We start from the raw sequence: 19,697 nt of genomic DNA on the forward strand, positions 1-19,697 counted from the left end.
GGGACTCCGCCCCGACGCGGCCCCGGCAGCATGTGACCATGCAGGCATGGCTTCTGGGCGGATCATCTTCCTCAACGGCACCTCCAGTTCGGGCAAGTCGAGCATCGCTCGGGAGCTTCTGACGATCCTGGACGACGGTGTTTTCTTCCACATGGCGGTCGACGGCTTCAACGCGATGCGGACCAAACGACAGCTCGGGGACGAAGAGCTCGACGCCGCGTTGCGGCGGACCAGGATGGGCTTCCACCGTTCGATCGCGGCCATGGCGGAGGCGGGCAACGACATCGTGGTCGACCATGTGCTCAGTGAGCCGTGGCGGCTGCTCGACTGCCTGACGTTGTTGCCGGCCGAGGACGTACTGTTCGTCGGGGTCCACTGCCCGCTCGACGAGCTCACCCGCCGCGAGCTTGCCCGAGGTGACCGCCCGTCGGGCCTTGCCGCCCACCAGTACGAGCGTGTGCACAGCCACGGCGACTACGACCTGGAATGCGACACGGGCACGGCGAGCCCGCGTGAGTGCGCGCAGCGGATCAAGGAGTTCCTTCCGCACCGCTCCAGCCCCACCGCCTTCACCCGGCTCCGCCTGAGACACGCCGGCTCGCCTCTTCGCTGATCCCAGGCACGAGTGACACCTCGAACCACACCTCCTTGCCGATGCCGCAAGCCCTTCCCTGCGTGCCCCAGTCGTCCGCCAGCGCCACCACCAGCGCGAGGCCCCGGCCCGACTCGTCGTCCGGGCAGGCCGTGGCGGGTTTCGGGAGCGTGGCGTCCGCGTCCGTCACCATGACGCGGAGGCGGTCTTCCGTGAGGATGCAGCGGGCCCAGATTTCGCGGCCGGCCGGGACCTTCGCGTGGCGGTACGCGTTGGTCACCAGTTCGCTCAGGAGGAGTTCCGCCGTGTCCGTCACGTCCTGCGGCAGTTCCCAGGAAGCCGCCTGTTCACGGAAAAGGGCGCGCGCCCGGCCGACGCTGCGTGCGTGACGGGGGAGGCGCCACTCGGTGTCCTTCGGGGCGGTCGTGGGCAGCGGAAGCCGTGGGCTCTGCATGTGCGGTTCATCCCTTGCGCTGACGTTTCGCGGTTGGCGGGATCACCGTCCCGGCTCACGCGTAGCCTCACGAGTAACGGAGTGGGTACAGCGGGTGGTTGTACCCTGCGCGGACCTGCGGGGGTGTGCATGGCGACCGAGGTGAACTCCCAGCCGCCGATCGCGTGGCGGTACTGCGGCAGCCAGATCAAGATGTGGCGTGCGGAGGCCGGTGTCGGTAGAGAGGCGCTGGCCAAAGAGGCTGGGTACGACTACGAGTACGTCAAGTCGATGGAGAACGGTCGGCGTCGACCCACGTTGCGGTTCTTGCAGATCGCGGATCAGGTGTGTGGGGCGGGCGGGAAGCTCGTTGCGGCTCAGGAGTACTTGAAGCCGGAGCCGTTTCCGGCGCGTTCGCAGGAGTTCATGGCTATTGAGGCCGAGGCAATCGCCGTCTCGTGGTACGAGCCGCTGCTCATCCCAGGCCTGTTGCAGACGGAGGACTACGCCCGTGCACTGATCGGCGACAGCTCGCCTCCGCTGGATGATGAAACGGTTGCCGAGCGAGTGGCGGCCAGGCTTCGTAGGGCCGAGGCGCTCCGTCGCAAAGTTGGCGTCATGTATGGGTTCGTGATCTACGAAGCCACGCTACGCACCAACGTTGGCGGTGTTGAGGTGATGCACGAGCAGTTGCGGCACCTCTTGGATGTAGGTGTGCTCCGCAATGTCTCGATCCAGGTTTTGCCGTTCGGTCGCTGTAGCGGCGTTGCGCTGAACGGCAGCATTGTTCTGTTGGAGACACCTGAGCACGAGCACTGTGGGTACATCGAGGCGCCCGAGGTCAGTGTCCTGCACGGCAGCCCTGACAAGGTGAGTGCACTCACTCAGGCTCATGCGATGATCCGCATGCACTGTCTCGGCGTGGAGGAGTCGGCCACGTTCATCAGAAGGGTGATGGAGGAGTGATGGCTGAGGGCCTGATCTGGTTCAAGTCGAGCTACAGCGATAGCCAGGGCGGTGCCTGCCTCGAAGTAGCCCTTGACTGGCGCAAGTCGAGCTACAGCGATAGCCAGGGCGGCAACTGCGTCGAAGTAGCACCGTGCCCCCACACCATCCACGTCCGAGACTCGAAGCTCGGCCCCCAGAGCCCCCGTTTCGCCGTTGCCGGTGGCGCCTGGACGGCCTTCGTCTCGTACGCCCGTACCGGCGCTTGAGCTTCGAGGGGCGAGGCTCGGGATTCGAGCGGCGTTTGTGAGGAATGGGTGGTTGGGGTTCTACCCACCACCCGCCCTCCCGGCGGCAAGCAGCCGCACTGCCAGCCGGGATGACTTTTTGTGATCGGCTTGCGACGCGCCGTCGTCGCCCTCTAGCGTTCGCAGCGACTAAACAACCCCGGTCGGGTGCTGACAACACCCGCCGGGGTCTCACCTCAAGATCTCGACTCTAGGAAAGATCTCGTGGCTTACGAAGACTCTAACGTCGCCCTGCCTGCACACGCAGCACATCCCATGGCCAATCCCGGCTACGGGAAACGCACCGCCCCCGCTGAGCCCGGCGCCGCCTTCCGGCCCGTCGACTTCTCGCACCTGCCCGCCCGCGAGGCCTACATCGCCGCCTACGTGCACCGGCTCCCCGAGGGTGCCGCCATGGACGTCAAGAGCCTCGCCAAGGCTCTCCCGCTCTACGGCCAGCAAGCCGTCCGCAGCGCGCTCAACTTCCTCTCCCGCGCCGGGCATCTGCACCGCGTCCGTGGCCTCGCCGCGACCGGCGACGGCGGCACGCGCTGGGTGTTCCGTACGTTCTGGTCCAGCACGGCACAGGACGGCGCTTGGTGGGCACGCCTCTTGGGCGGTGAAATCACCGTGGAGGCCACGGCATCGGTCGGTGACACCCCCGAGGTCACTCCAGCGAGCGAGCCCACGCCCGCACCCACCACCCCCGAAACGCACCACTCCACCGCCTACGGCACCCTCGCCCGCCTCGGCCGTGTCGAACCCCGTCTCGCCCTGTCCGACGACGACTGCAACGCCCTCGCCGACCTGGTCGTGCCCTGGCTCGAACGAGGGGCGAGCCCCGTATCCCTGATGCAGGCCCTGACCACCGGCCTGCCCGACGCCATCCACGCGCCGCGTGGGTTCGTCGCTCGCCGTCTGCGGGACAAGCTGCCGCCCATGCCTCTGCCTTCCACAGTGCAGGAAGCGCAACTCGACGCCTCTGAACCCCACCTCCTCGGCCGTCTCATGCCGGAGTGCACCGAGTGCGGGGTGCCGGGCCGCCCGGCTGCCTTCGTCGGCGGCCTGTGCCAAGGCTGTCGTACCGTCGTGCCGCGCGGTGATGCCGAGTACGGCGTCGCGAAGGGCGTGTCGCCCAACGTCCCCCGAGCCGTCGTCCTCGCCCGCGAGGGCGCCCTGGCCGCCCGCGACCGTTGCCGTCAGGCCGTCGCGCGCCCCGTGTAGTCCCTGCGGACGGTCTCTGCCGCTGCGTGTGTGAGCCGTTTCCGCGCACGGTCCCCCAGTACCTCCAGTTCACCACGTCTGTTCACACGCCTAATAGGAGTCTCACGCATGGCCATGCGATACCCTCGCATCATGGCAGCCAAGAAGCCCATCTCCGTCACCCTCGACCCTGACCTGCTCGAAGAGCTGCAGCGGATCGTCGACGCGGGCGAGGCGGCGTCGATCTCGGCTGTGATCAACGAGACCCTGCGAAGCCGTGTCGAACGTCAGCGGCGAGCCGAACAGGCGCGGAAATATGTCGAGGAAACCCTGCTGGGCGGTCAGGCACTCACGGACGAGGAACTCGTCGAGGCGCGCGGCATGCTGGCCGCGAGCAAGGCCCGCACCGATGCACGCCGCAAGGGTGCTGCGGCGTGAGTGACGGCATCATCCTGGACCATCACGGTCTCCTGGCCCTCGGGCGTGGGCATCGCATGCTGTCCGGGTTCGTCGTGGCGGCGCATGAGGATCCGCTGTACACGGTGGTGGTACCGGCCCTCAGCCTGGCCGAGGCCACCAGGCGTCGCCCCGGCATTTCGGGTCACCTGGCCCAGCTTTCCGCCGTGGAGGTGGCATCGGTGGACCGGATCGTCGCCGACACCATGGGACACATCGCGACCACGCACTTCCCCGCCCAGGGATGGTCGGTCGTTCACGTGGCTGCCGTGAGTATGGCAACCGGCTGGGAAGTCGCTACCACGGAGCCAGGCGGCTATCGCGGGTTCGGTGTGCCAGTGCTGCCGTTGACCGGGTGAACGGCCAGGGCTTCGCGGCGGACGGCCCTGCCTCGTCTGCAGCAGAAGATGTGCGGAGCCTGATTGAAGACGGGCGTGGCATGCCTCCGTCATAGCACCGCGCTGCCCCCGTGCACGGTAACTCGTCGACGAGGGCGACGCGGACCGGGGCCGAGAGGTTCGGGGCGTGGATCATCTGCGGAGCCGCAGCTCACGCAGTGGCCCCTCAAGGTGATCGGACCACGGCCCACCGAGCGCGGGCCTCAGTTCCGCCAGCAGGTCGGCCACTTCGTCGACGCGCTTGAAATCGTGGCTACTGAGGCCTTGTAGCCATGCGCGCACCTCCGGCTCGATCTCGAAACGATAGAGCTCGCTCATGAGGTTGGCGCACCACGGGTGATGGCCGCATTCCGGAACCTGGCGGTGGCGGGTGTGTCCGGGACCCGTCCCGGGCACCCGCGTATAGAACGGTGCCATGACCACATCGGAATCATTGGCCCGCCGCCGTAGGGCCAGGGCCAGGCTGTCTGCGGCGCGCGGCCCGGCGGGGACCGTCTGCGCCCTGGCCCTCGCCGCCGCGCTGACCGGCTGCGGCTCCGACTCGGGCGGCGACGCGGGGGCGCCCGCGCCAGCCGCTCCCTCGCGTTCGGCCGAGTCGTCGCCCGCCTCGCCAACGCCCACGAAGCCCTCTTCACCGCCGTCGCCGACCGCGGTGAAGCCGATGAAGCCGATGAAGCCGTCAACACCAGCCGAGCTGCGGGCGTGTGCAGACGGAAGCTGCACGGTCGTCGTGACGAAGGGCACCGAGATCCCGCGTGCCGGCAGCCTTGGGGCGGGACCGTTCACGGTGAACGCCGTCGGTGCCGAGGGCGTGGACCTGACCTCGGTCGACGCGAGCGGATTCACCTCCAACCTGTTTGGGCAGCGCCCCGACCAGGGCGGGCCCTCCACCGTCAACGAGCTGTCGATCGCCGTTCTCGTCATCGTGGGAGACACCGCGAAGCTGCGGCTCTTCCCGGCGGAGTAGGGCGGTGGCGTTCCGGCGGCGCCGCCGGGGAACTCCAGCGGCGCCGCCGACACCGTGAGCTGACGTACGACGGGCTGATGGCCTCCGAGGCCAATCGACTCGGTCGCAGCGGACCGCAGCCGGGAAGAGCCGGTGGACACCGTTGCCCGGCTGTTCGAGCAGACCCTTACGGGCAGCGGCTGGTTCGAGCAGTGGGGCTGCGTTCTCGCGGGTGTCCGGCCACGACGCGAGGAGCCCGACGTCCCCGAGGGGCGCACCAGCTCCGAGGGGGTCGATGTCGAATTCCACCAGATCCAGGCGCCGGGGGAGCGTGCGTGCTGCTACGGATACGAATTCTTCGTCACCCGCGATCAGTCCGTGGAGGAGGAGGTACGGCGGCTCGCGGCCTTCATTCTGGCGGACGATCCGCGCAAGACTGCTGAGCTTCGAGAACGGTGAGGACCAGGTGCAGGAACGCGCGAGTTGAGATTGGCCACGTCTGTCTCGTCGAAGCGCATCTGGCAGGTAGCGGTTCGCTGACCTACTGGGGTGCCAGGTCGTTTGAGAACACCGATGACTGGTGTTCTCAAACGACCTGGCTTTCGCGGTGGGCTGGTCACGCATCCTCAGCCGGGCGGGGCGGCGAGCCGGCCAGCGGCGAGGTGTCTTCGTATCGGATCTCGTAGACGCGCTCAGCGAACTTCCAGCCGTCGCTGGTGCGCTGGTAACGGTCATGGTAGATGGCGTAGTTCAGCCCCCCGCTGCCGTCGCGGCCACGCCCGATCTCTGACATATATGCACGGCCGGACGCTGTGTCGCCGTCAAGCTGGATCAGGCCCGGGTGCGTGTTCTGCACGAGGAAGTCCACAAAGTCCGGCACCCGCCTGCCCCAGGCGCGGATCGCCTCCTGGCCGTCGAGCTCAACGGGGATATTGGGCATCCGCAGCGCCCCGTCCGGTGTGAACAGCAAAGCGAGACGGTCGTAGTCGCGCATCATCGCCGCGTCGGTAAACTCACCGCGGATCGCCTCGATCTCGACGCGATCCGCGATGGCCTGAAAGTCACTCATCGTTTTCCTCCTCATGGCCTTGAGCTCGGTGCACGAACGACACCGGGCTGCCATGGGTACGACGACACGGCTCTCCGGAATGTGACACGGCCCCGCTCAGAGCGCACCGCATTGAGGATCCGCCAGCACGAACGAGAACGTGTGAGAACCCGACAGCTTCAATGCGACGGGACAACGTCCTTGACGGCCCTGTTCTCGTACAACTACGGCGTACGGGCATGTAGCACTGTGTAACGCTCGGGGCTGGGTTCACCGGCTCAACGGTTCCTACACTGACGAGGGTGGAAGACCATAAGGCCACCAGGATCGATGCGCGTCCGGCACCCGCCTTGCGGCGGTACGTCGGCTCGTATGTCGGTTTCGACCTGCGCGGGTTCCCGGCGGGGGTGCACTGCGGTCCGCCGGGCCGCGTGCTCACTGCGGTGATCAGCCTGTCCAACCCTTTGGAGGTGGCGGCGGGCGTCGACGACGGGTCACCGGTCACCCGATTCGACAGCGTGGCCGGCGGTCTGATGTGCCGGTCCGTCGCGATCCACCACGACGGACGCCAGCAAGGCGTGCAGGTGTCGCTGACACCGCTCGGGGCCCGGGCCGTCTATGGCATGCCCGCCGCTGCGCTCGCCCACCGGCTGGTCCCACTCGACGAGCTTCTCGGAGCGCTTGGCGTCGAGCTGGTCGAACGGCTCCGAGCGGCGACAACATGGACCGCGCGGTTCGCCGCGCTGGACGAGTTGCTCCTGCAAGCCGTCCAGCGCGGCGGCGGCGACCGCGTGCCCCGGGTGCGCCCCGAGGTGGCCGAGGCATGGCGCCACCTCGTCGCCGCGCGGGGCCGCGTTCAGGTTGAGGCGGTCGCCGCAGAACTGGGCTGGAGCCGTCGGTATCTCACCGAGCGGTTTCGCGGTGAGGTGGGCCTGTCGCCGAAGACCTTCGCTCGAGTTCTGCGCTTCGAGCACGCACACGAACTGGCGACGGCGCACGACCCGCTCCCGTGGGCCGACGTGGCGAGCGTCTCCGGCTACGCCGACCAGGCCCATCTCGTGCGGGACTGGCGCGAGTTCACGGGCCGACCGCCGACGGCCTGGCGTCGCGGCGAAGTCCTCCTCGGGACCGGGTAGTCGCCAACCGGCTGCCCGTCGCGTCGGCTTCCGTTCCCTTTCCTTCAAGACCACCCGATCGTCGTCCTGTGACGATCGTCGGCATGAGACTCGTCAACCACGAACGCAATGCCATCGACCTGCGGACCACGCCCGTGCACCTCGGGCTGGGATCGCGAGCGAAACCCGTCGAGGGTTTCGCCTGGAACCCGGAGGTGCTCCAGGCATACAGCGCCGCCGTCGCAGCGGACGGCGCCGAGGGCCGGATGGTGGCGATCTTCGACGGCGACGGCCTCGGCGACCATTGGGAGCGCCACCCCGCCGGCGACGAACTGGTCATCTGCCTCAGCGGGTCGGTGACGGTCACCCGCGATGTGGACGGGGTGCCCGACCGCGTTGTGCTCGGGCCGGGGGAGGCCACGGTCAACCCGGCCGGGGCATGGCACGCGGTCGACATGACGGGGCCGTCGTCCATCCTGTCCATCACCGCCGGCCTCGGCACCGACCACCGTCCCCGGACCGAGAGCCCGACCGAACACGTCGGCACGCCCGGCCCGCAAGCGCCGTGACGACACGCGTCGCGTGCCTCGGCGACAGCCTCACCCGCGCGCAGCTCAGCGTCGACTACCTGGACCTTCTCGAACGACGCCACCCTCCCGGCGACATGCGGATCGCCCGCTTCGGCGCCAACGGCGACTTCGCCTACAACCTCTCGCGACGCCTCGATGCCGTCGTCGCGGACCCGCCTGATGTGATCACCGTGTTGATCGGGACCAACGACGCCCGAGCGAGCCTCGCCGACTACCCCGTGGAGCGCGCCATGAAGCGCAAACAACTCCCCGAGCGCCCGTCGGCCGGCTGGTTCCAGCAGTGCCTGGGAGCCGTCGTCGAACGGCTGCGAACGGAGACCGACGCGACGATCGGTCTGGTGTCGCTCCCGGTCCTCGGCCAAGAACTCGACGGAGCGGCGGCGCAAGCATCGCTGGCGTACAGCCGGATGATCGCCGAGGTCGCCACCGCCAACGAGGCGACCTACCTCCCGCTCCACGAACGCCAGATCGAGGAGCTACGTCAAGCGGGCCCGCCGCCGATCCCGTACCGGGAGCCGACGCCCGCCGCGGGCGTCGGCGTCCTGGTCCAGCACGCCGTGCTGCGCCGCAGCCTCGACACGATCTCGCGGCGCCGAGGTCTCGTGCTCACAACCGACCACATCCATCAGAACAGCCGTGGCGCCGCCCTTGTCGCCGAGGTCATCGACAATTGTCTGCCGACGCGGAGCGCGTAGCCGGTTCCGGCGTGTTCAGTTTCCCCGGCCCCGATGTTCCCCGAGGCCGCCCTGGCCGCCCTGGCCGCCCGTGACCGTCGCCGTCAAGCCGTCACGCGACCCGCGCAGCCCCCGCGAACGGCATCTCGTCGACCGGGGCGACGCGGACCGGTGCCGACGGGTTGGGGGCGTGGATCATCTGGCCCTTGCCGATGTAGATGCCGACGTGGCTGATGCCGGAGTAGAAGAAGACCAGGTCGCCGGGGCGGAGTTCGGACCGTGGGACGCGTCGGCCCGCGTCGATCTGGGCGTAGGTGGTGCGGGGCAGGGAGACCCCGGCGGCGCGGTAGGCGGCCTGGGTGAGGCCCGAGCAGTCGAAGGCGTTCGGGCCGGTCGCGCCCCAGACGTAGGGGCTGCCGAGCTTCTGGTGGGCGTAGGCGACGGCCGCCGCGGCGCGGGAGTTGGGGGCCTGGGCCGGGGCGGGCAGTGCGCCTCGGGGGCCTGAGGCGCTGCGGGAGGCGCGGGCGGCCGTGCCGTGGCCCACGCCGGCGCGTTCCTCGGCGGTGAGGCCGGACAGCAGGCGGCGGGCTGTCTCCAGTTTGCCGGTGACGGTCTCGCGGTGGCGTTTCAGCTCGGCCCGGCGCGACTTCAGCGAGCTCAGCTCGAGACGGGCGGCGCCGCGCAGTTGTTCGATGTCGCGCAGTTGCTTGCGCACCCGGCCGACGGCGGCCTTCTGCCGGCTGCCCGCCCGTTCGACGAAGGCGGCGCCGTCGAGATACCCGTCGGGGTCGGTGGAGAGCGCGAGTTGCAGCGCCGGGTCGAGGCCGCCGCTGCGGTACTGCGCCGCGGCCACCGAACCCAGCGCCTCCCGCGCGGTGTTCAGCCGGTCCTCCTTGCGCGCCGCCTCGTCCCGCAGCTCCTCCAGGCGCCGTTCGGCGGTGGCCGCCTTCTCCTTCGCGCCGTTGTACTTCTCGGTGGCGACCTCAGCCTCCTGGTAGAGCTTGTCCACCTTGGCCCTGACCTGCGCCGCCGTGGGCTGCGGATCCGCGTGCCCGGTCCCGCCCAGGCCCGTCGCGGTGGCCGCTCCCGCGAGGGTGATCGTGGCCGCCGTACGGGCTCTGCCGCCGCCCGTCGCCCGCTGTCGCGGCTTGCGGTGCGCTCCCACCTGCGATCCACGTCCTTTCGTACGACTCGACTCCGCCCCCGGCGCAGCTCGACTTCGGCTGCCTGGGTGAGGACGCTAGGCGCGTCGGTAACGGCCCGGTGACGGGATGTGCGGAAGTGGCAGTTGCGGATCGGGCGGCGACTGTATGTGAGCGTGAACCCGCCCGGCGGCCGTCGGCTTCACGCAGGGTGATGACCGATGTGACGGATCGGGGGCGGGTGAGGGGCGTGAGCTGTTATGGGGCGTCGGGGCGGGCCGGTGTCCAGGCGCCTCGGGCTCCTCATTAGGCTCCGGCCCCATGGACGTACTCATCCACCTCTTCGTCGGTCTGCACATCGTCGGCATCGCCGCGCTTCTCGGCGGCTTCCTGACCCAGATGAAGGCGATGGGTCAGGGCGCGGCCCGTTTCACCCCCGCGATGCTGCACGGCGCGCTGACGATGCTCGTCACCGGAGCGGTCCTCGTCGGCCTCAACCAGGCGCAGGACACCGCCGTCGACAACGTCAAGATCGGCGTGAAGCTCGCCGTACTGGTCGTGATCCTCGGCCTGGTCTACGTGAAGCGCGACGACGAGAAGGTGGAGAAGCCGCTGTTCGGCCTGGTGGGTCTGCTGACCGTGGCGAACATCTTCATCGCGGTGCTGTGGACCTGACCGTCCCGGCGTCCGTTCCCGCCGACCGCAGCCCGGTCCGGGCCTGGACCACCGCCCCCGCGGCGACCGCCAGCCACCCGGCCACCGCGATCCACAGCAGCGCCCGCCCCGGCGCGTCCAGCCACGGGACGTCGACGACGGCGGCCACGGACAGTGCCGCCGCCGCCGTCATGCCGAGCGGGAAGACGGTCGACCAGCGGCGTACGTCGTAGCGGACCCGCGGCCACACGATCTCGGCGGCGAGGAGGACGACGTACCAGGCGAGGTCGAGGGCGAGCAGGAAGACGGTCAGGTCGTGCAGAACGGCGTGGTCGTCGGCGTTCCACAGGTACATGCCGGTCCCGGCCGCCGCGAGCAGCTTGGCGCCCGCGAGGGCCGAGATGGCGAGCGCGCCTCCCGCCACCCAGTGGTCCCCGGAGCCGCGCGCCACCTGCCGCAGATCGAAGCGGAACAGCGCGATCAGGTAGAGCACGATGCCCAGCCAGAACGGCACCAGGGCGGCGTGCGCCAGCCAGGCCGTCGAGGTGGCGGCGGCCAGCGTGGCGCCGAGCACGGCGAGTCCCTCCGTGGCCACGCAGCCCAGGAACACCGCCCCGGGCATCCTCCGTCCCCAGTGCCGCACCACCAGGACCAGCAGCCACGGCCACAGCAGCGCCGCCAGCGTCAGCAGCACCGCCGCCAGGGGTGACGAGCCGAGCAGCGAGAAGCGGGTGCCGAGCACGGTCGTCGCGGCGACGGCGGTGAGCGCGCCCGGCGTGCCCGCCCGCGTCAGCCACTGCGCGCGCTCGACCAGCAGCAGGTAGACGAAGTTCGTCGCCAGCGTCAGCCAGGCGGCACAGGCCAGGACCAGGGCGATCCGGGACAGGACCTCGCGGCCCGTCAGATGCAGGGCGACCGACACGATGCCGGTCGCCATCACCGCGGCCCCGGCCGCCGGCGGACGCTGCGCCCACCAGGCGCGCAGGGCGTGGGGAGAGGTGGCCGAAGACATGCGCCGATGCTAGGGCCTGCCCGGCGGATCAGGTCGCAGGAAAGACACGGCATCTGATCAGCGCCGGTGAGCGGGGTCCGGTGCGTGCGGCTGCAAGGCGGAGGAGGGAGCCGACGCGATGGGGGTCCCCCCCCGCGAGCGAAGCCGAGCGTGGGGGAGTCGGCGACCGACGGCAACGCCTGGGGGCCCCTCCCACGCCCTTAAGGCAGTGGGGGAGTGCGTGCCGGACCCCGCGTCTGCGGCATGATCCGCCGGGCAGGCCCTGAGACCCACCTGGGTCAGGCCGGGCGCACCACGCTGTAGATCGACGACTCGCCGTCGTAGAAGATCGACTCCTCGCGGACGTACGCGCCCGGCTTCGGCGCGTGGATCATCATGCCGTCGCCGATGTAGAGGCCGACGTGGCTGATGTCGTCGTAGAAGAAGACCAGGTCACCGGGTTGTGCCTGGGAGACGGAGACGGTCGTGCCGGCGTCGACCTGGTCGTAGGTGACGCGCGGCAGGGTCACGCCGGCGGCCTTCCAGGCGGCCTGGGTCAGGCCCGAGCAGTCGTAGGAGCCGGGGCCCGTGGCGCCCCAGACGTACGGCTTGCCGATCTGGGCGCGGGCGAAGGCGATCGCCTTCTCGGCCTTGGTGCCGTTCGAGGTGTCCGGCGTCGACGATCCCGAGGATTCCGACGAACCGGTGCCGCTCTCCTGCTGCTGGGCGGCCTCCTCCTGCCGTTGGCGCTCCGCCTCCTGCTGCGCCTGTTGCTGCTTCGCCAGCTCCGCCGCCTTGCGCGCGGCCTCCGCCTGCTTCTTCTTCTCGATCGCCGCGAGCCGGGCCTTCTCCTCGGCGGTCAGCTCCGACAGCAGCTCCCGCGCGGTGGCGAGCTTCTTCTGGACGGTCGACTTGGCCGTCTTCAGGTCGTTCTGCGAGTCGGTGAGCGTCTCGAGGCTCTCGGTGGCCTCCCGGCGCTTCTGCATCGTCTCGGACTGCTGCGTGACGTAGTCGTCGACGGCGGTCTTCTGGCGGCCGGTGAGCCGGCTCATCAGCTGGTTCTGGTCGAAGTAGTCCTGCGGCGAGTCCGCGAGCAGAAGGGTCGCGGTCTCCGGGACCGCCGCACCCGTGCGGTACTGGGCGGAGGCGAAGGAACCCAGCTCCTCGCGCGCGTCGTTGAGCTTCTGGGTGCGCTTGGCCACGTCGTCGAGGAGCGTGTCGACGCGCCCCCGCTGCTTGGAGGTCTTCTCCTTGGCCGCGTTGTACTTCTCGGTCGCCGACCCCGCCTGGCGGTACAGGTCGTCGACTTTCTTCTCCACCTCTTCGAGGCTCGGCCGGTCGTCCGACGGCGCGGCGTTGGCCGTCTGGGACAGCAGGGCGACGGAGGTGAGGGCCGCCGTGGCGATGGCCGGGGTCCGTATGCCTGCGACGCGTGTACCGGAGGGACGCGACTTGCGGTGCGACGCCAAGGGAGGCGACTCCTTCCAATGCTCCGCCTACCGGGTTAGCTGTCGGGTTCGGGCGGTGTGGCACGGAAGGGTTGCCCTACGGCGGTCCCGTCCTCGTCGAGGGCCGGGCGGCCGATTCACCCCAAGTTCTCGGTTGGGTCCCCGGCTCCGGATGCCATGCGGGCACGCCGGACTCGGCGGAGGCCGCGCGGCCCGGCGAGGTTCGCCGGTGGGGGTCGTGCGGCCTGCCCGCACCGTAGCCAACTCGTGTGGCCGCTGTGAAGGTTGGTGGGTGATATGCCCGATACATTTTCGTGACCTTGGGTGTGACCTCGGGCGGGGGCGTCGCTCGTGTCACTCTTCGTGTCATGACCCGTCGCAGGGCGTGTCCGGCACCGGGATACCGGCGATTTTCCGGGGTGGCGCCGGGTTGTCGGTGGGGCGCCCTAGACTCGGAGAGCGATGAGCAGCCTCTTTGACGACAACTTCCTGGCGAGCCTCCAGACCCCCCGGGGTCGCGAGGAGGAACCCCCGCCGCCACCCGAGGACGATCACGGACCGGAGCCGGTTCCGCACGATCTGTTCGGCGGGAAGTTCGACGCGCCGCCGGACCGGGACACCCACTACCGCGACGGCGCCCCGCGCCCCGCCCTGGACGCCGCGGCGCTTTTGGACGGGCTGAACGAGAACCAGCGGGCCGCCGTCGTCCACTCCGGCTCCCCGCTGCTCATCGTGGCCGGTGCCGGCTCCGGCAAGACCCGCGTGCTCACCCACCGCATCGCCCACCTGCTGGCCGAGCGGAGCGTCCACCCGGGCCAGATCCTCGCGATCACCTTCACCAACAAGGCCGCGGGCGAGATGAAGGAGCGCGTCGAGCAGCTCGTCGGCCCGCGCGCGAACGCGATGTGGGTGATGACCTTCCACAGCGCGTGCGTCCGCATCCTGCGCCGCGAGTCGAAGAGGCTGGGCTTCACGTCGTCGTTCTCGATCTACGACGCGGCCGACTCCAAGCGCCTGATGGCGCTGGTGTGCCGGGATCTCGACCTGGACCCCAAGCGCTTCCCGCCCAAGTCCTTCAGCGCCAAGATCAGCAATCTGAAGAACGAGCTGATCGACGAGGAGGACTTCGCCGCCCAGGCCGCCGACGGGTTCGAGAAGACCGTCGCCCAGGCCTACGCGCTCTACCAGTCGCGGCTGCGCGAGGCCAACGCCCTCGACTTCGACGACCTGATCATGACGACGGTCAACCTGCTCCGCGCCTTCCCGGACGTAGCCGAGCACTACCACCGTCGCTTCCGGCACGTCCTGGTCGACGAGTACCAGGACACCAACCACGCCCAGTACTCCCTGGTCCGCGAGCTGGTCGGCACCTCCGAGCACCCCGTCGACGTGCCGCCCGAGGCCGAGGTCCCGCCCGCCGAGCTGTGCGTGGTGGGCGACGCCGACCAGTCGATCTACGCCTTCCGCGGCGCCACCATCCGCAACATCCTCCAGTTCGAGGAGGACTACCCGGACGCGACGACGATCCTGCTCGAGCAGAACTACCGCTCCACGCAGACGATCCTGACCGCCGCCAACGCGGTCATCGAGCGCAACGAGTCCCGCCGCCCCAAGAACCTGTGGACCAACCAGGGCGCCGGCTCGCAGATCACCGGGTACGTCGCCGACACCGAGCACGACGAGGCCCAGTTCGTCGCCGACGAGATAGACCGCCTCACCGACGCGGGCGAGGCGAAGGCCGGCGATGTCGCCGTCTTCTACCGCACCAACGCCCAGTCCCGTGTCTTCGAAGAGGTCTTCATCCGCGTCGGCCTGCCCTACAAGGTCGTCGGCGGCGTCCGCTTCTACGAACGCAAGGAGGTCCGGGACGTCCTGGCCTACCTGCGCGTGCTGGCCAACCCGGAGGACTCGGTGCCGCTGCGCCGCATCCTCAACGTCCCCAAGCGCGGCATCGGCGACCGCGCCGAGGCGATGATCGACGCCCTCTCCCAGCGCGAGAAGATCAGCTTCCCGCAGGCCCTCAAGCGGGTCGACGAGGCGTACGGCATGGCCGCGCGCTCCGCGAACGCCGTGAAGCGGTTCAACACGCTCATGGAGGACCTCCGTACGATCGTCGAGTCCGGCGCCGGACCGGCGACCGTCCTCGAGGCGATCCTCGAACGCACCGGGTACCTGGCGGAGTTGCAGGCCTCCACCGACCCGCAGGACGAGACCCGCATCGAGAACCTCCAGGAACTCGCGGCCGTCGCCCTGGAGTTCGAGCAGGAGCGGGCCGAGAGCGAGGAGCCCGGGACGCTGGCCGACTTCCTGGAGAAGGTCGCGCTCGTCGCGGACTCCGACCAGATCCCCACAGCGCCTGATGATGCTGCTGACGCAGCGGGGTCGGACGGCGACGGCGTCGTCACCCTGATGACCCTGCACACCGCCAAGGGCCTGGAGTTCCCGGTCGTCTTCCTCACCGGCATGGAGGACGGCGTCTTCCCGCACATGCGCGCCCTCGGCCAGGCCAAGGAGCTGGAGGAGGAGCGTCGCCTCGCGTACGTCGGCATCACGCGCGCCCGGGAGCGGCTGTACCTGACCCGGTCGACGCTGCGCAGCGCCTGGGGCCAGCCCTCCTACAACCCGCCCTCGCGCTTCCTCGAGGAGATCCCGGCCCCCCACCTGGAGTGGAAGCGGACCGGGGCGAACGGGCCCGCGCCCTCCGCGCCGGTCTCGGGCGTGGCGGCCTCGCTGTCCTCGTCCCGTTCCCGCTCGTCGGCGTCGGGCGCCTCCGGCTTCGCCACGCGCCGGTCGGCCTCCGCCGAGCAACCGGCCGTCTCGCTGGCGGTCGGCGACCGCGTCACGCACGACCAGTTCGGACTCGGGACGGTGGTCGGGGTCAAGGGCACCGGGTCGAACGCCGAGGCGACGGTCGACTTCGGGGACACCAAGCCGAAGCGGCTGCTGCTGCGGTACGCGCCGGTGGAGAAGCTCTGAGGCAGCGGTGAGGTGCGGCGCGGTTACGGCGTCACTGCGGGTTGAGTCCGTGGCTGCGCAGCCACGAGAGCGGGTCGATCGCCGAGCCGCCCGAGGGGCGCACCTCGAAGTGCAGGTGCGGACCGGTCGAGTTGCCGGAGTTGCCGGAGAACGCGATGGCGTCCCCGGCCTTCACGGTCGTACCTGAGGGGACCTGATAGCTGGAGAGGTGGCAGTACCACGTCTCCGTGCCGTCCTTCGCGGTCAGGATCAGCATGTTCCCGTACGCGCTGTTGTACTGCGTACGGACCGTCCCGTCGGTCGCGGCCAGCACGGACGTCCCGTACGACACGGGGAAGTCGATGCCGGTGTGCACGGACATCCAGTTGATGCCGGCCTGCCCGTAGTACGCGCTGAGGCCGTGCTGCGCCACCGGGAGTGCGAACTTGGGACGCAGCCGCTCCTTGCGGGCCGCCTCCTCTGCCGCGCGCCTCTTCTCGGCGGCCTGCTGGGCCTTGAGATCGATGCGTTCCTGCGTCCGGCTGGCCCGGTCGGCGAAGTCGTCGGCTCCGGCGGCGAGGCTCGTGAGCTGGGTGTCCAGCTTGTTGTTGGCGGCGGACGGTTTGACCGGCGCGGCCTTCGCGTTGCCCGGGTCCGGTGCGGACGCCGTGGTCTCCGCGCCGTCTTCCCCGGTCAGGCCACCGACGGAGGCGGCGGCGATCCCGGCGACGCTCATCACGCAGGCCGACGGCACGGCGATGGTCAGCAGGGCGGAACGCTTGGCGGGCTGGCGGCGGCGGGAGCGCGCCGCACCGCGCGGGGCGGTGCGTGCGGCCGGGATCCGTGCGCCCGGCGTGGCCTCTTCCTGGTCGTCCAGGAGAGGGGTCACCGTGGGGAGTTCACCGGTGGTGGCCAACTCGCCGTCGTACGCGGTGGGTTCGTCGGCGGCCGACGGGGCCTCCGGCGTGGCGGCGTCGTCCGGAGCGGGGTGCTCGGTGGGTCGGCCCGGGTCCGTCGTGGTGGCGTCCGGGTTCCACTGCGTGGCGTCGTAGGCGCCGGTGTCGACCGGGCCGCCTGCGAACGCGCCGGTGTTGAACGTGCCGGTCGCGAAGGCGTTCGCCTCGAAGGTGCCGGAGTCGAAAGTGCCGGTCTCGAAGACGGCGGTTTCGAAGGCGCCTGTCTCGAAGGTGCCTGTCTCGAAGGTGCCGGTTTCGAAGGTCTGCGTGCCCCAGTTCCACTGCTGGGTCGGATCGGCCGGTTCGCCGGACTGGTCCGGCCCGCTCCAGGCGCCGGTGTCCCACTGTCCGGTGGCCTCGGCACCCGCGGCCTGCGGCGGCACGGCACCGGGCTGCTGGTAGCCGGCCGTCCAGGTCGTCGTGTCGTAGGCGCCGGTGTCGTAGGCGGCGTGGTGCTGGGCCGCGTACGCGTCGTAGTTCAGGGCCTGCCCACTGCCGTTGGACCACTGGGTGGCGTCGTACGAACCGGTGGCCTCGGGGGCGCCCGCGTAGTGCTCGCCCGGCATGCTGCCGAAGAGGGGGTCCGCGTCGAAGGTCGAGGTGGCGGTGGAGCCGGTGGAGAATCCGGTGGCGTCGTAGCCGCCGTACGTGGTGAGGTCGCCGTACTGGGGCTCCCCTGTGCCGTACGACGCGTACTGCGCCGAAGCGGCGTCGGAAGCCGGAGCCGGGGTGGTCATGGTCCCCGACGGGTGACGGTCGTTCACCAACTTCTCTTTCGCCTCGACAACAGGGGCTGCCAGAGCAGTGCGGTGACTGTACCCGGCGGTATACGGGCACGACAATCTTCCTCAGGTTTCGCGCCCGAAGGAAACGGGCAATCGGCCGTGTTTTGGGGGACGGCGGGCACGAGTTTGGCTTTGTGTTCGAGAGTTGTTCGATGCCGAACGGGTTGCGCCGGACTCAGGCGACGGTCAGCCCGCCGGTGTGTTTGCCCGTTTCCGTACCTGTTTCCGCATGTGTTTCCGTGCTTGTTTCCTGCTCGACGGCGTCGAGTGCCTGCCGTATGCCCGTGGCCACGGCGGGGTGCACGGGCAGCGCGAGGTGGCCGATGCCGCTGACCCGTACGTTCTCCACGGTCAGGTCGGGGTGGTCGAGGCAGGCCGTCTCCAGCGGGTCCATCACGCGGTCCAGGTCGCTCCAGAAGCTGACGAACCGCGTGCGGCAGCCGGGCGTCGGCAGGGCCAGCTCCTCCAGCACCGCCGATCCGGGACGCATCTGGCGCACGATCGGGTGCGCGTTCGCCAGCGGGACCACCCGGGTGCCGGTGTGCGGGGTGCCGAGCGTCACGAGCGTCCGGACGCGGAGGTCTCCGTTGAGGCGCTGCACGTAGTACCGCGCGATCAGACCGCCGAGGCTGTGTCCCACGACGTCGACCCGCTCGCTGCCCGTCCGCTCGCAGATCTCCTCGATGTGCCGGCCGAGCAGCTCGGCCGCGGTGCGGATGTCGCAGGTCAGAGGGGAGTAGTTCAGTGACTCGACCTGGTGCCTGCCGTGCTGGGCCAGGCTGCGGCGCAGGAGGAGGAAGACCGAGCGGTTGTCGATGAAGCCGTGCAGCAGGATGACCGGGGGGCTCACGGGGGCCGGGAGCCGGGGAGTGGGAGGGGCGGGCCGCGAGTCCTCGGAGTCCGCCGGCGGGAGGACCGAGACGGGGCGCCGCTCCTGGATGATCCCCGAGGGGTAGAGGAGGAGGTGTCCCGCGAGGATCGCGGCCTCCAGGGCGCTCGCCTTCAGGAGGGTCAGGGAGAGCCCGGTCAGCCGACCCGGAATGCGTGCCAGCTCCGGAAGTCCTGGGATCCCGGGGAGGCCGGGTAGACCGGGGAGGCCGGGCAGGAATCGCTGAAAGAGCGGAAGAAGGGGCAGTGCTGCCGTGGTGACCTTCATGGGCCGACCTCCTGTCGGCACGACCAGGGACGCCTCTGTCCCCCGTGTGCCCTCGTGGAGTGCCGTGACACCAGTTATCGGTGGTGTTTGCGAGGTTTATCCCTACCCGCGTGTCGGCGTGCCGTATCAGAGCCCTGGGGGCCTTGTGGGCCCGGTGGTGTCGGTGAAACGGCGACGAGGCCCGCTGCTGCCCTGTCCTGCCCTCGCTGCGGCTCTCCGTGCGCGTATGGCCGCCGCGCCCTGGAGCGGTGCGCGGCGAACATGTCCCACCGTGTGATTTCCCCCTCTGTATCCGCCGCGAAACTGCCGGTTGCGGGATGCTGGCGATAACGTTCGTTCACTTCTCCGGACGCTGTGGTGCGGGGGTTCCGCGCCGCGAGGATGCGTACTTTGCGCACTTCGTGCGGGATGTGCGGCTTCGAGTGCCGTGCCCCCTGTGTACGGCGTCGGTGAAGTGTGCGGTACTTGTCGGTACGGATGGATGTAGTCGCTTCATGGAGGCAGTGATGGGTGTGGCAGCCGGTCCGATCCGCGTGGTGGTGGCCAAGCCGGGGCTCGACGGCCACGATCGCGGGGCCAAGGTGATCGCGCGGGCCCTGCGCGACGCCGGTATGGAGGTCATCTACACCGGGCTTCACCAGACTCCCGAGCAGATCGTGGACACCGCGATCCAGGAGGACGCCGACGCGATCGGGCTGTCCATCCTCTCCGGTGCGCACAACACGCTCTTCGCCGCCGTGATCGAGTTGCTCCGGGAGCGGGACGCGGCGGACATCCTGGTCTTCGGCGGCGGGATCATCCCCGAGGCGGACATCGCCCCGCTGAAGGAGAAGGGCGTCGCGGAGATCTTCACTCCCGGGGCGACCACGGCGTCGATCGTGAACTGGGTCCGGGCGAACGTACGGGAGCACGCGGAGGCGTGA

The 19,697-nt window shown here is 69.8% G+C and carries 22 protein-coding genes and 1 riboswitch; of the genes, 14 read left to right on the top strand and 8 right to left on the bottom strand.

Going from position 1 to position 19,697, the window contains the following annotated elements; translation table 11 throughout:
- Positions 1–46 precede the first annotated feature (46 nt).
- A complete protein-coding gene (locus ACGH7X_RS23830; protein ID WP_399887711.1) occupies positions 47–613 on the top strand; it encodes a chloramphenicol phosphotransferase CPT family protein in 567 nt (188 codons plus the stop codon).
- Here ACGH7X_RS23830 and ACGH7X_RS23835 read toward each other — a convergent pair.
- On the bottom strand, positions 570–1,046 hold the full coding sequence (locus ACGH7X_RS23835) for an ATP-binding protein (RefSeq protein WP_399887713.1): 477 nt from the start codon (positions 1,044–1,046) through the stop codon (positions 570–572). The two genes, ACGH7X_RS23830 and ACGH7X_RS23835, sit on opposite strands and share 44 nt — an antisense overlap.
- A 129-nt stretch (positions 1,047–1,175) precedes the next feature.
- Here ACGH7X_RS23835 and ACGH7X_RS23840 point away from each other — a divergent pair, with 129 nt between their 5' ends.
- From ACGH7X_RS23840 to ACGH7X_RS23860, 5 genes are all read left to right on the top strand, one after another.
- Complete coding sequence (locus ACGH7X_RS23840; RefSeq protein ID WP_399887715.1) at positions 1,176–1,991, top strand: helix-turn-helix domain-containing protein; 816 nt, start codon at positions 1,176–1,178, stop codon at positions 1,989–1,991.
- Positions 1,991–2,239: a DUF397 domain-containing protein gene (locus ACGH7X_RS23845; RefSeq protein WP_399887717.1), complete on the top strand. Its 249-nt coding sequence runs from the start codon at positions 1,991–1,993 to the stop codon at positions 2,237–2,239. Before ACGH7X_RS23840 ends, ACGH7X_RS23845 begins: the two co-directional genes overlap by 1 nt.
- A 294-nt stretch (positions 2,240–2,533) precedes the next feature.
- Complete coding sequence (locus tag ACGH7X_RS23850) at positions 2,534–3,481, top strand: MarR family transcriptional regulator (protein WP_399887719.1); 948 nt, start codon at positions 2,534–2,536, stop codon at positions 3,479–3,481.
- A gap of 132 nt (positions 3,482–3,613) precedes the next feature.
- Positions 3,614–3,898, top strand: coding sequence for a ribbon-helix-helix protein, CopG family (locus ACGH7X_RS23855; protein ID WP_399887721.1), 285 nt, complete (start codon positions 3,614–3,616; stop codon positions 3,896–3,898).
- Entirely contained in the window at positions 3,895–4,275 is a 381-nt protein-coding gene (locus tag ACGH7X_RS23860) for a hypothetical protein (protein ID WP_399887723.1), read from the top strand. The genes ACGH7X_RS23855 and ACGH7X_RS23860 overlap by 4 nt, the downstream gene beginning before the upstream one ends.
- Positions 4,276–4,446: 171 nt before the next feature.
- On the opposite strand, the gene ACGH7X_RS23865 is transcribed toward ACGH7X_RS23860, so the two are convergent.
- A complete protein-coding gene (locus ACGH7X_RS23865) occupies positions 4,447–5,058 on the bottom strand; it encodes a hypothetical protein (protein WP_399887725.1) in 612 nt (203 codons plus the stop codon).
- Between ACGH7X_RS23865 and ACGH7X_RS23870 the strand changes: the two genes are divergently transcribed.
- Positions 5,045–5,281: a hypothetical protein gene (locus ACGH7X_RS23870; RefSeq protein ID WP_399887727.1), complete on the top strand. Its 237-nt coding sequence runs from the start codon at positions 5,045–5,047 to the stop codon at positions 5,279–5,281. The genes ACGH7X_RS23865 and ACGH7X_RS23870 overlap by 14 nt on opposite strands.
- A 132-nt stretch (positions 5,282–5,413) precedes the next feature.
- Positions 5,414–5,719, top strand: coding sequence for a hypothetical protein (locus tag ACGH7X_RS23875; protein ID WP_399887729.1), 306 nt, complete (start codon positions 5,414–5,416; stop codon positions 5,717–5,719).
- Positions 5,720–5,876: 157 nt separating this feature from the next.
- Here ACGH7X_RS23875 and ACGH7X_RS23880 read toward each other — a convergent pair whose 3' ends face one another.
- Positions 5,877–6,329, bottom strand: coding sequence for a nuclear transport factor 2 family protein (locus tag ACGH7X_RS23880; protein WP_399887731.1), 453 nt, complete (start codon positions 6,327–6,329; stop codon positions 5,877–5,879).
- 281 nt (positions 6,330–6,610) lie between these two features.
- Between ACGH7X_RS23880 and ACGH7X_RS23885 the strand changes: the two genes are divergently transcribed.
- The 3 genes from ACGH7X_RS23885 to ACGH7X_RS23895 all read left to right on the top strand — a co-directional run bounded on the left by ACGH7X_RS23885 (position 6,611) and on the right by ACGH7X_RS23895 (position 8,708).
- Complete coding sequence (locus ACGH7X_RS23885; RefSeq protein ID WP_399887733.1) at positions 6,611–7,444, top strand: helix-turn-helix domain-containing protein; 834 nt, start codon at positions 6,611–6,613, stop codon at positions 7,442–7,444.
- Positions 7,445–7,527: 83 nt separating this feature from the next.
- Positions 7,528–7,992, top strand: a complete 465-nt coding sequence (locus ACGH7X_RS23890; RefSeq protein WP_399887735.1) for a cupin domain-containing protein — start codon at positions 7,528–7,530, stop codon at positions 7,990–7,992.
- Positions 7,989–8,708, top strand: a complete 720-nt coding sequence (locus tag ACGH7X_RS23895) for an SGNH/GDSL hydrolase family protein (protein ID WP_399887736.1) — start codon at positions 7,989–7,991, stop codon at positions 8,706–8,708. The genes ACGH7X_RS23890 and ACGH7X_RS23895 overlap by 4 nt, the downstream gene beginning before the upstream one ends.
- A gap of 91 nt (positions 8,709–8,799) precedes the next feature.
- Here the strand turns inward: ACGH7X_RS23895 and ACGH7X_RS23900 are convergent, their stop codons facing one another.
- Positions 8,800–9,852, bottom strand: coding sequence for an NlpC/P60 family protein (locus tag ACGH7X_RS23900; RefSeq protein ID WP_399887738.1), 1,053 nt, complete (start codon positions 9,850–9,852; stop codon positions 8,800–8,802).
- A gap of 298 nt (positions 9,853–10,150) precedes the next feature.
- Between ACGH7X_RS23900 and ACGH7X_RS23905 the strand changes: the two genes are divergently transcribed.
- A complete protein-coding gene (locus tag ACGH7X_RS23905) occupies positions 10,151–10,504 on the top strand; it encodes a hypothetical protein (protein ID WP_399887740.1) in 354 nt (117 codons plus the stop codon).
- Here ACGH7X_RS23905 and ACGH7X_RS23910 read toward each other — a convergent pair.
- Both ACGH7X_RS23910 and ACGH7X_RS23915 read right to left on the bottom strand, forming a co-directional pair.
- Positions 10,482–11,495, bottom strand: a complete 1,014-nt coding sequence (locus tag ACGH7X_RS23910) for a tellurite resistance/C4-dicarboxylate transporter family protein (RefSeq protein ID WP_399887742.1) — start codon at positions 11,493–11,495, stop codon at positions 10,482–10,484. The two genes, ACGH7X_RS23905 and ACGH7X_RS23910, sit on opposite strands and share 23 nt — an antisense overlap.
- Positions 11,496–11,773: 278 nt before the next feature.
- Positions 11,774–12,943, bottom strand: coding sequence for an NlpC/P60 family protein (locus ACGH7X_RS23915; protein WP_399887744.1), 1,170 nt, complete (start codon positions 12,941–12,943; stop codon positions 11,774–11,776).
- A 7-nt stretch (positions 12,944–12,950) separates the two neighbouring features.
- Positions 12,951–13,132: riboswitch (cyclic di-AMP (ydaO/yuaA leader) on the bottom strand.
- Between the two features lie 252 nt (positions 13,133–13,384).
- Here ACGH7X_RS23915 and pcrA point away from each other — a divergent pair.
- Positions 13,385–15,898 (top strand): DNA helicase PcrA, encoded by a 2,514-nt coding sequence (gene pcrA / locus ACGH7X_RS23920; protein WP_399887746.1) that lies wholly within the window; start codon positions 13,385–13,387, stop codon positions 15,896–15,898.
- 31 nt (positions 15,899–15,929) lie between these two features.
- Here pcrA and ACGH7X_RS23925 read toward each other — a convergent pair whose 3' ends face one another.
- Both ACGH7X_RS23925 and ACGH7X_RS23930 read right to left on the bottom strand, forming a co-directional pair.
- On the bottom strand, positions 15,930–17,597 hold the full coding sequence (locus tag ACGH7X_RS23925; protein WP_399887748.1) for a peptidoglycan DD-metalloendopeptidase family protein: 1,668 nt from the start codon (positions 17,595–17,597) through the stop codon (positions 15,930–15,932).
- A gap of 196 nt (positions 17,598–17,793) precedes the next feature.
- Positions 17,794–18,774: an esterase/lipase family protein gene (locus tag ACGH7X_RS23930; RefSeq protein ID WP_399887750.1), complete on the bottom strand. Its 981-nt coding sequence runs from the start codon at positions 18,772–18,774 to the stop codon at positions 17,794–17,796.
- A gap of 506 nt (positions 18,775–19,280) precedes the next feature.
- Here ACGH7X_RS23930 and ACGH7X_RS23935 point away from each other — a divergent pair.
- A complete protein-coding gene (locus ACGH7X_RS23935) occupies positions 19,281–19,697 on the top strand; it encodes a cobalamin B12-binding domain-containing protein (protein ID WP_399897293.1) in 417 nt (138 codons plus the stop codon).

This window comes from Streptomyces sp. BBFR51 (genome assembly GCF_044591655.1).
Classification (GTDB): domain Bacteria; phylum Actinomycetota; class Actinomycetes; order Streptomycetales; family Streptomycetaceae; genus Streptomyces.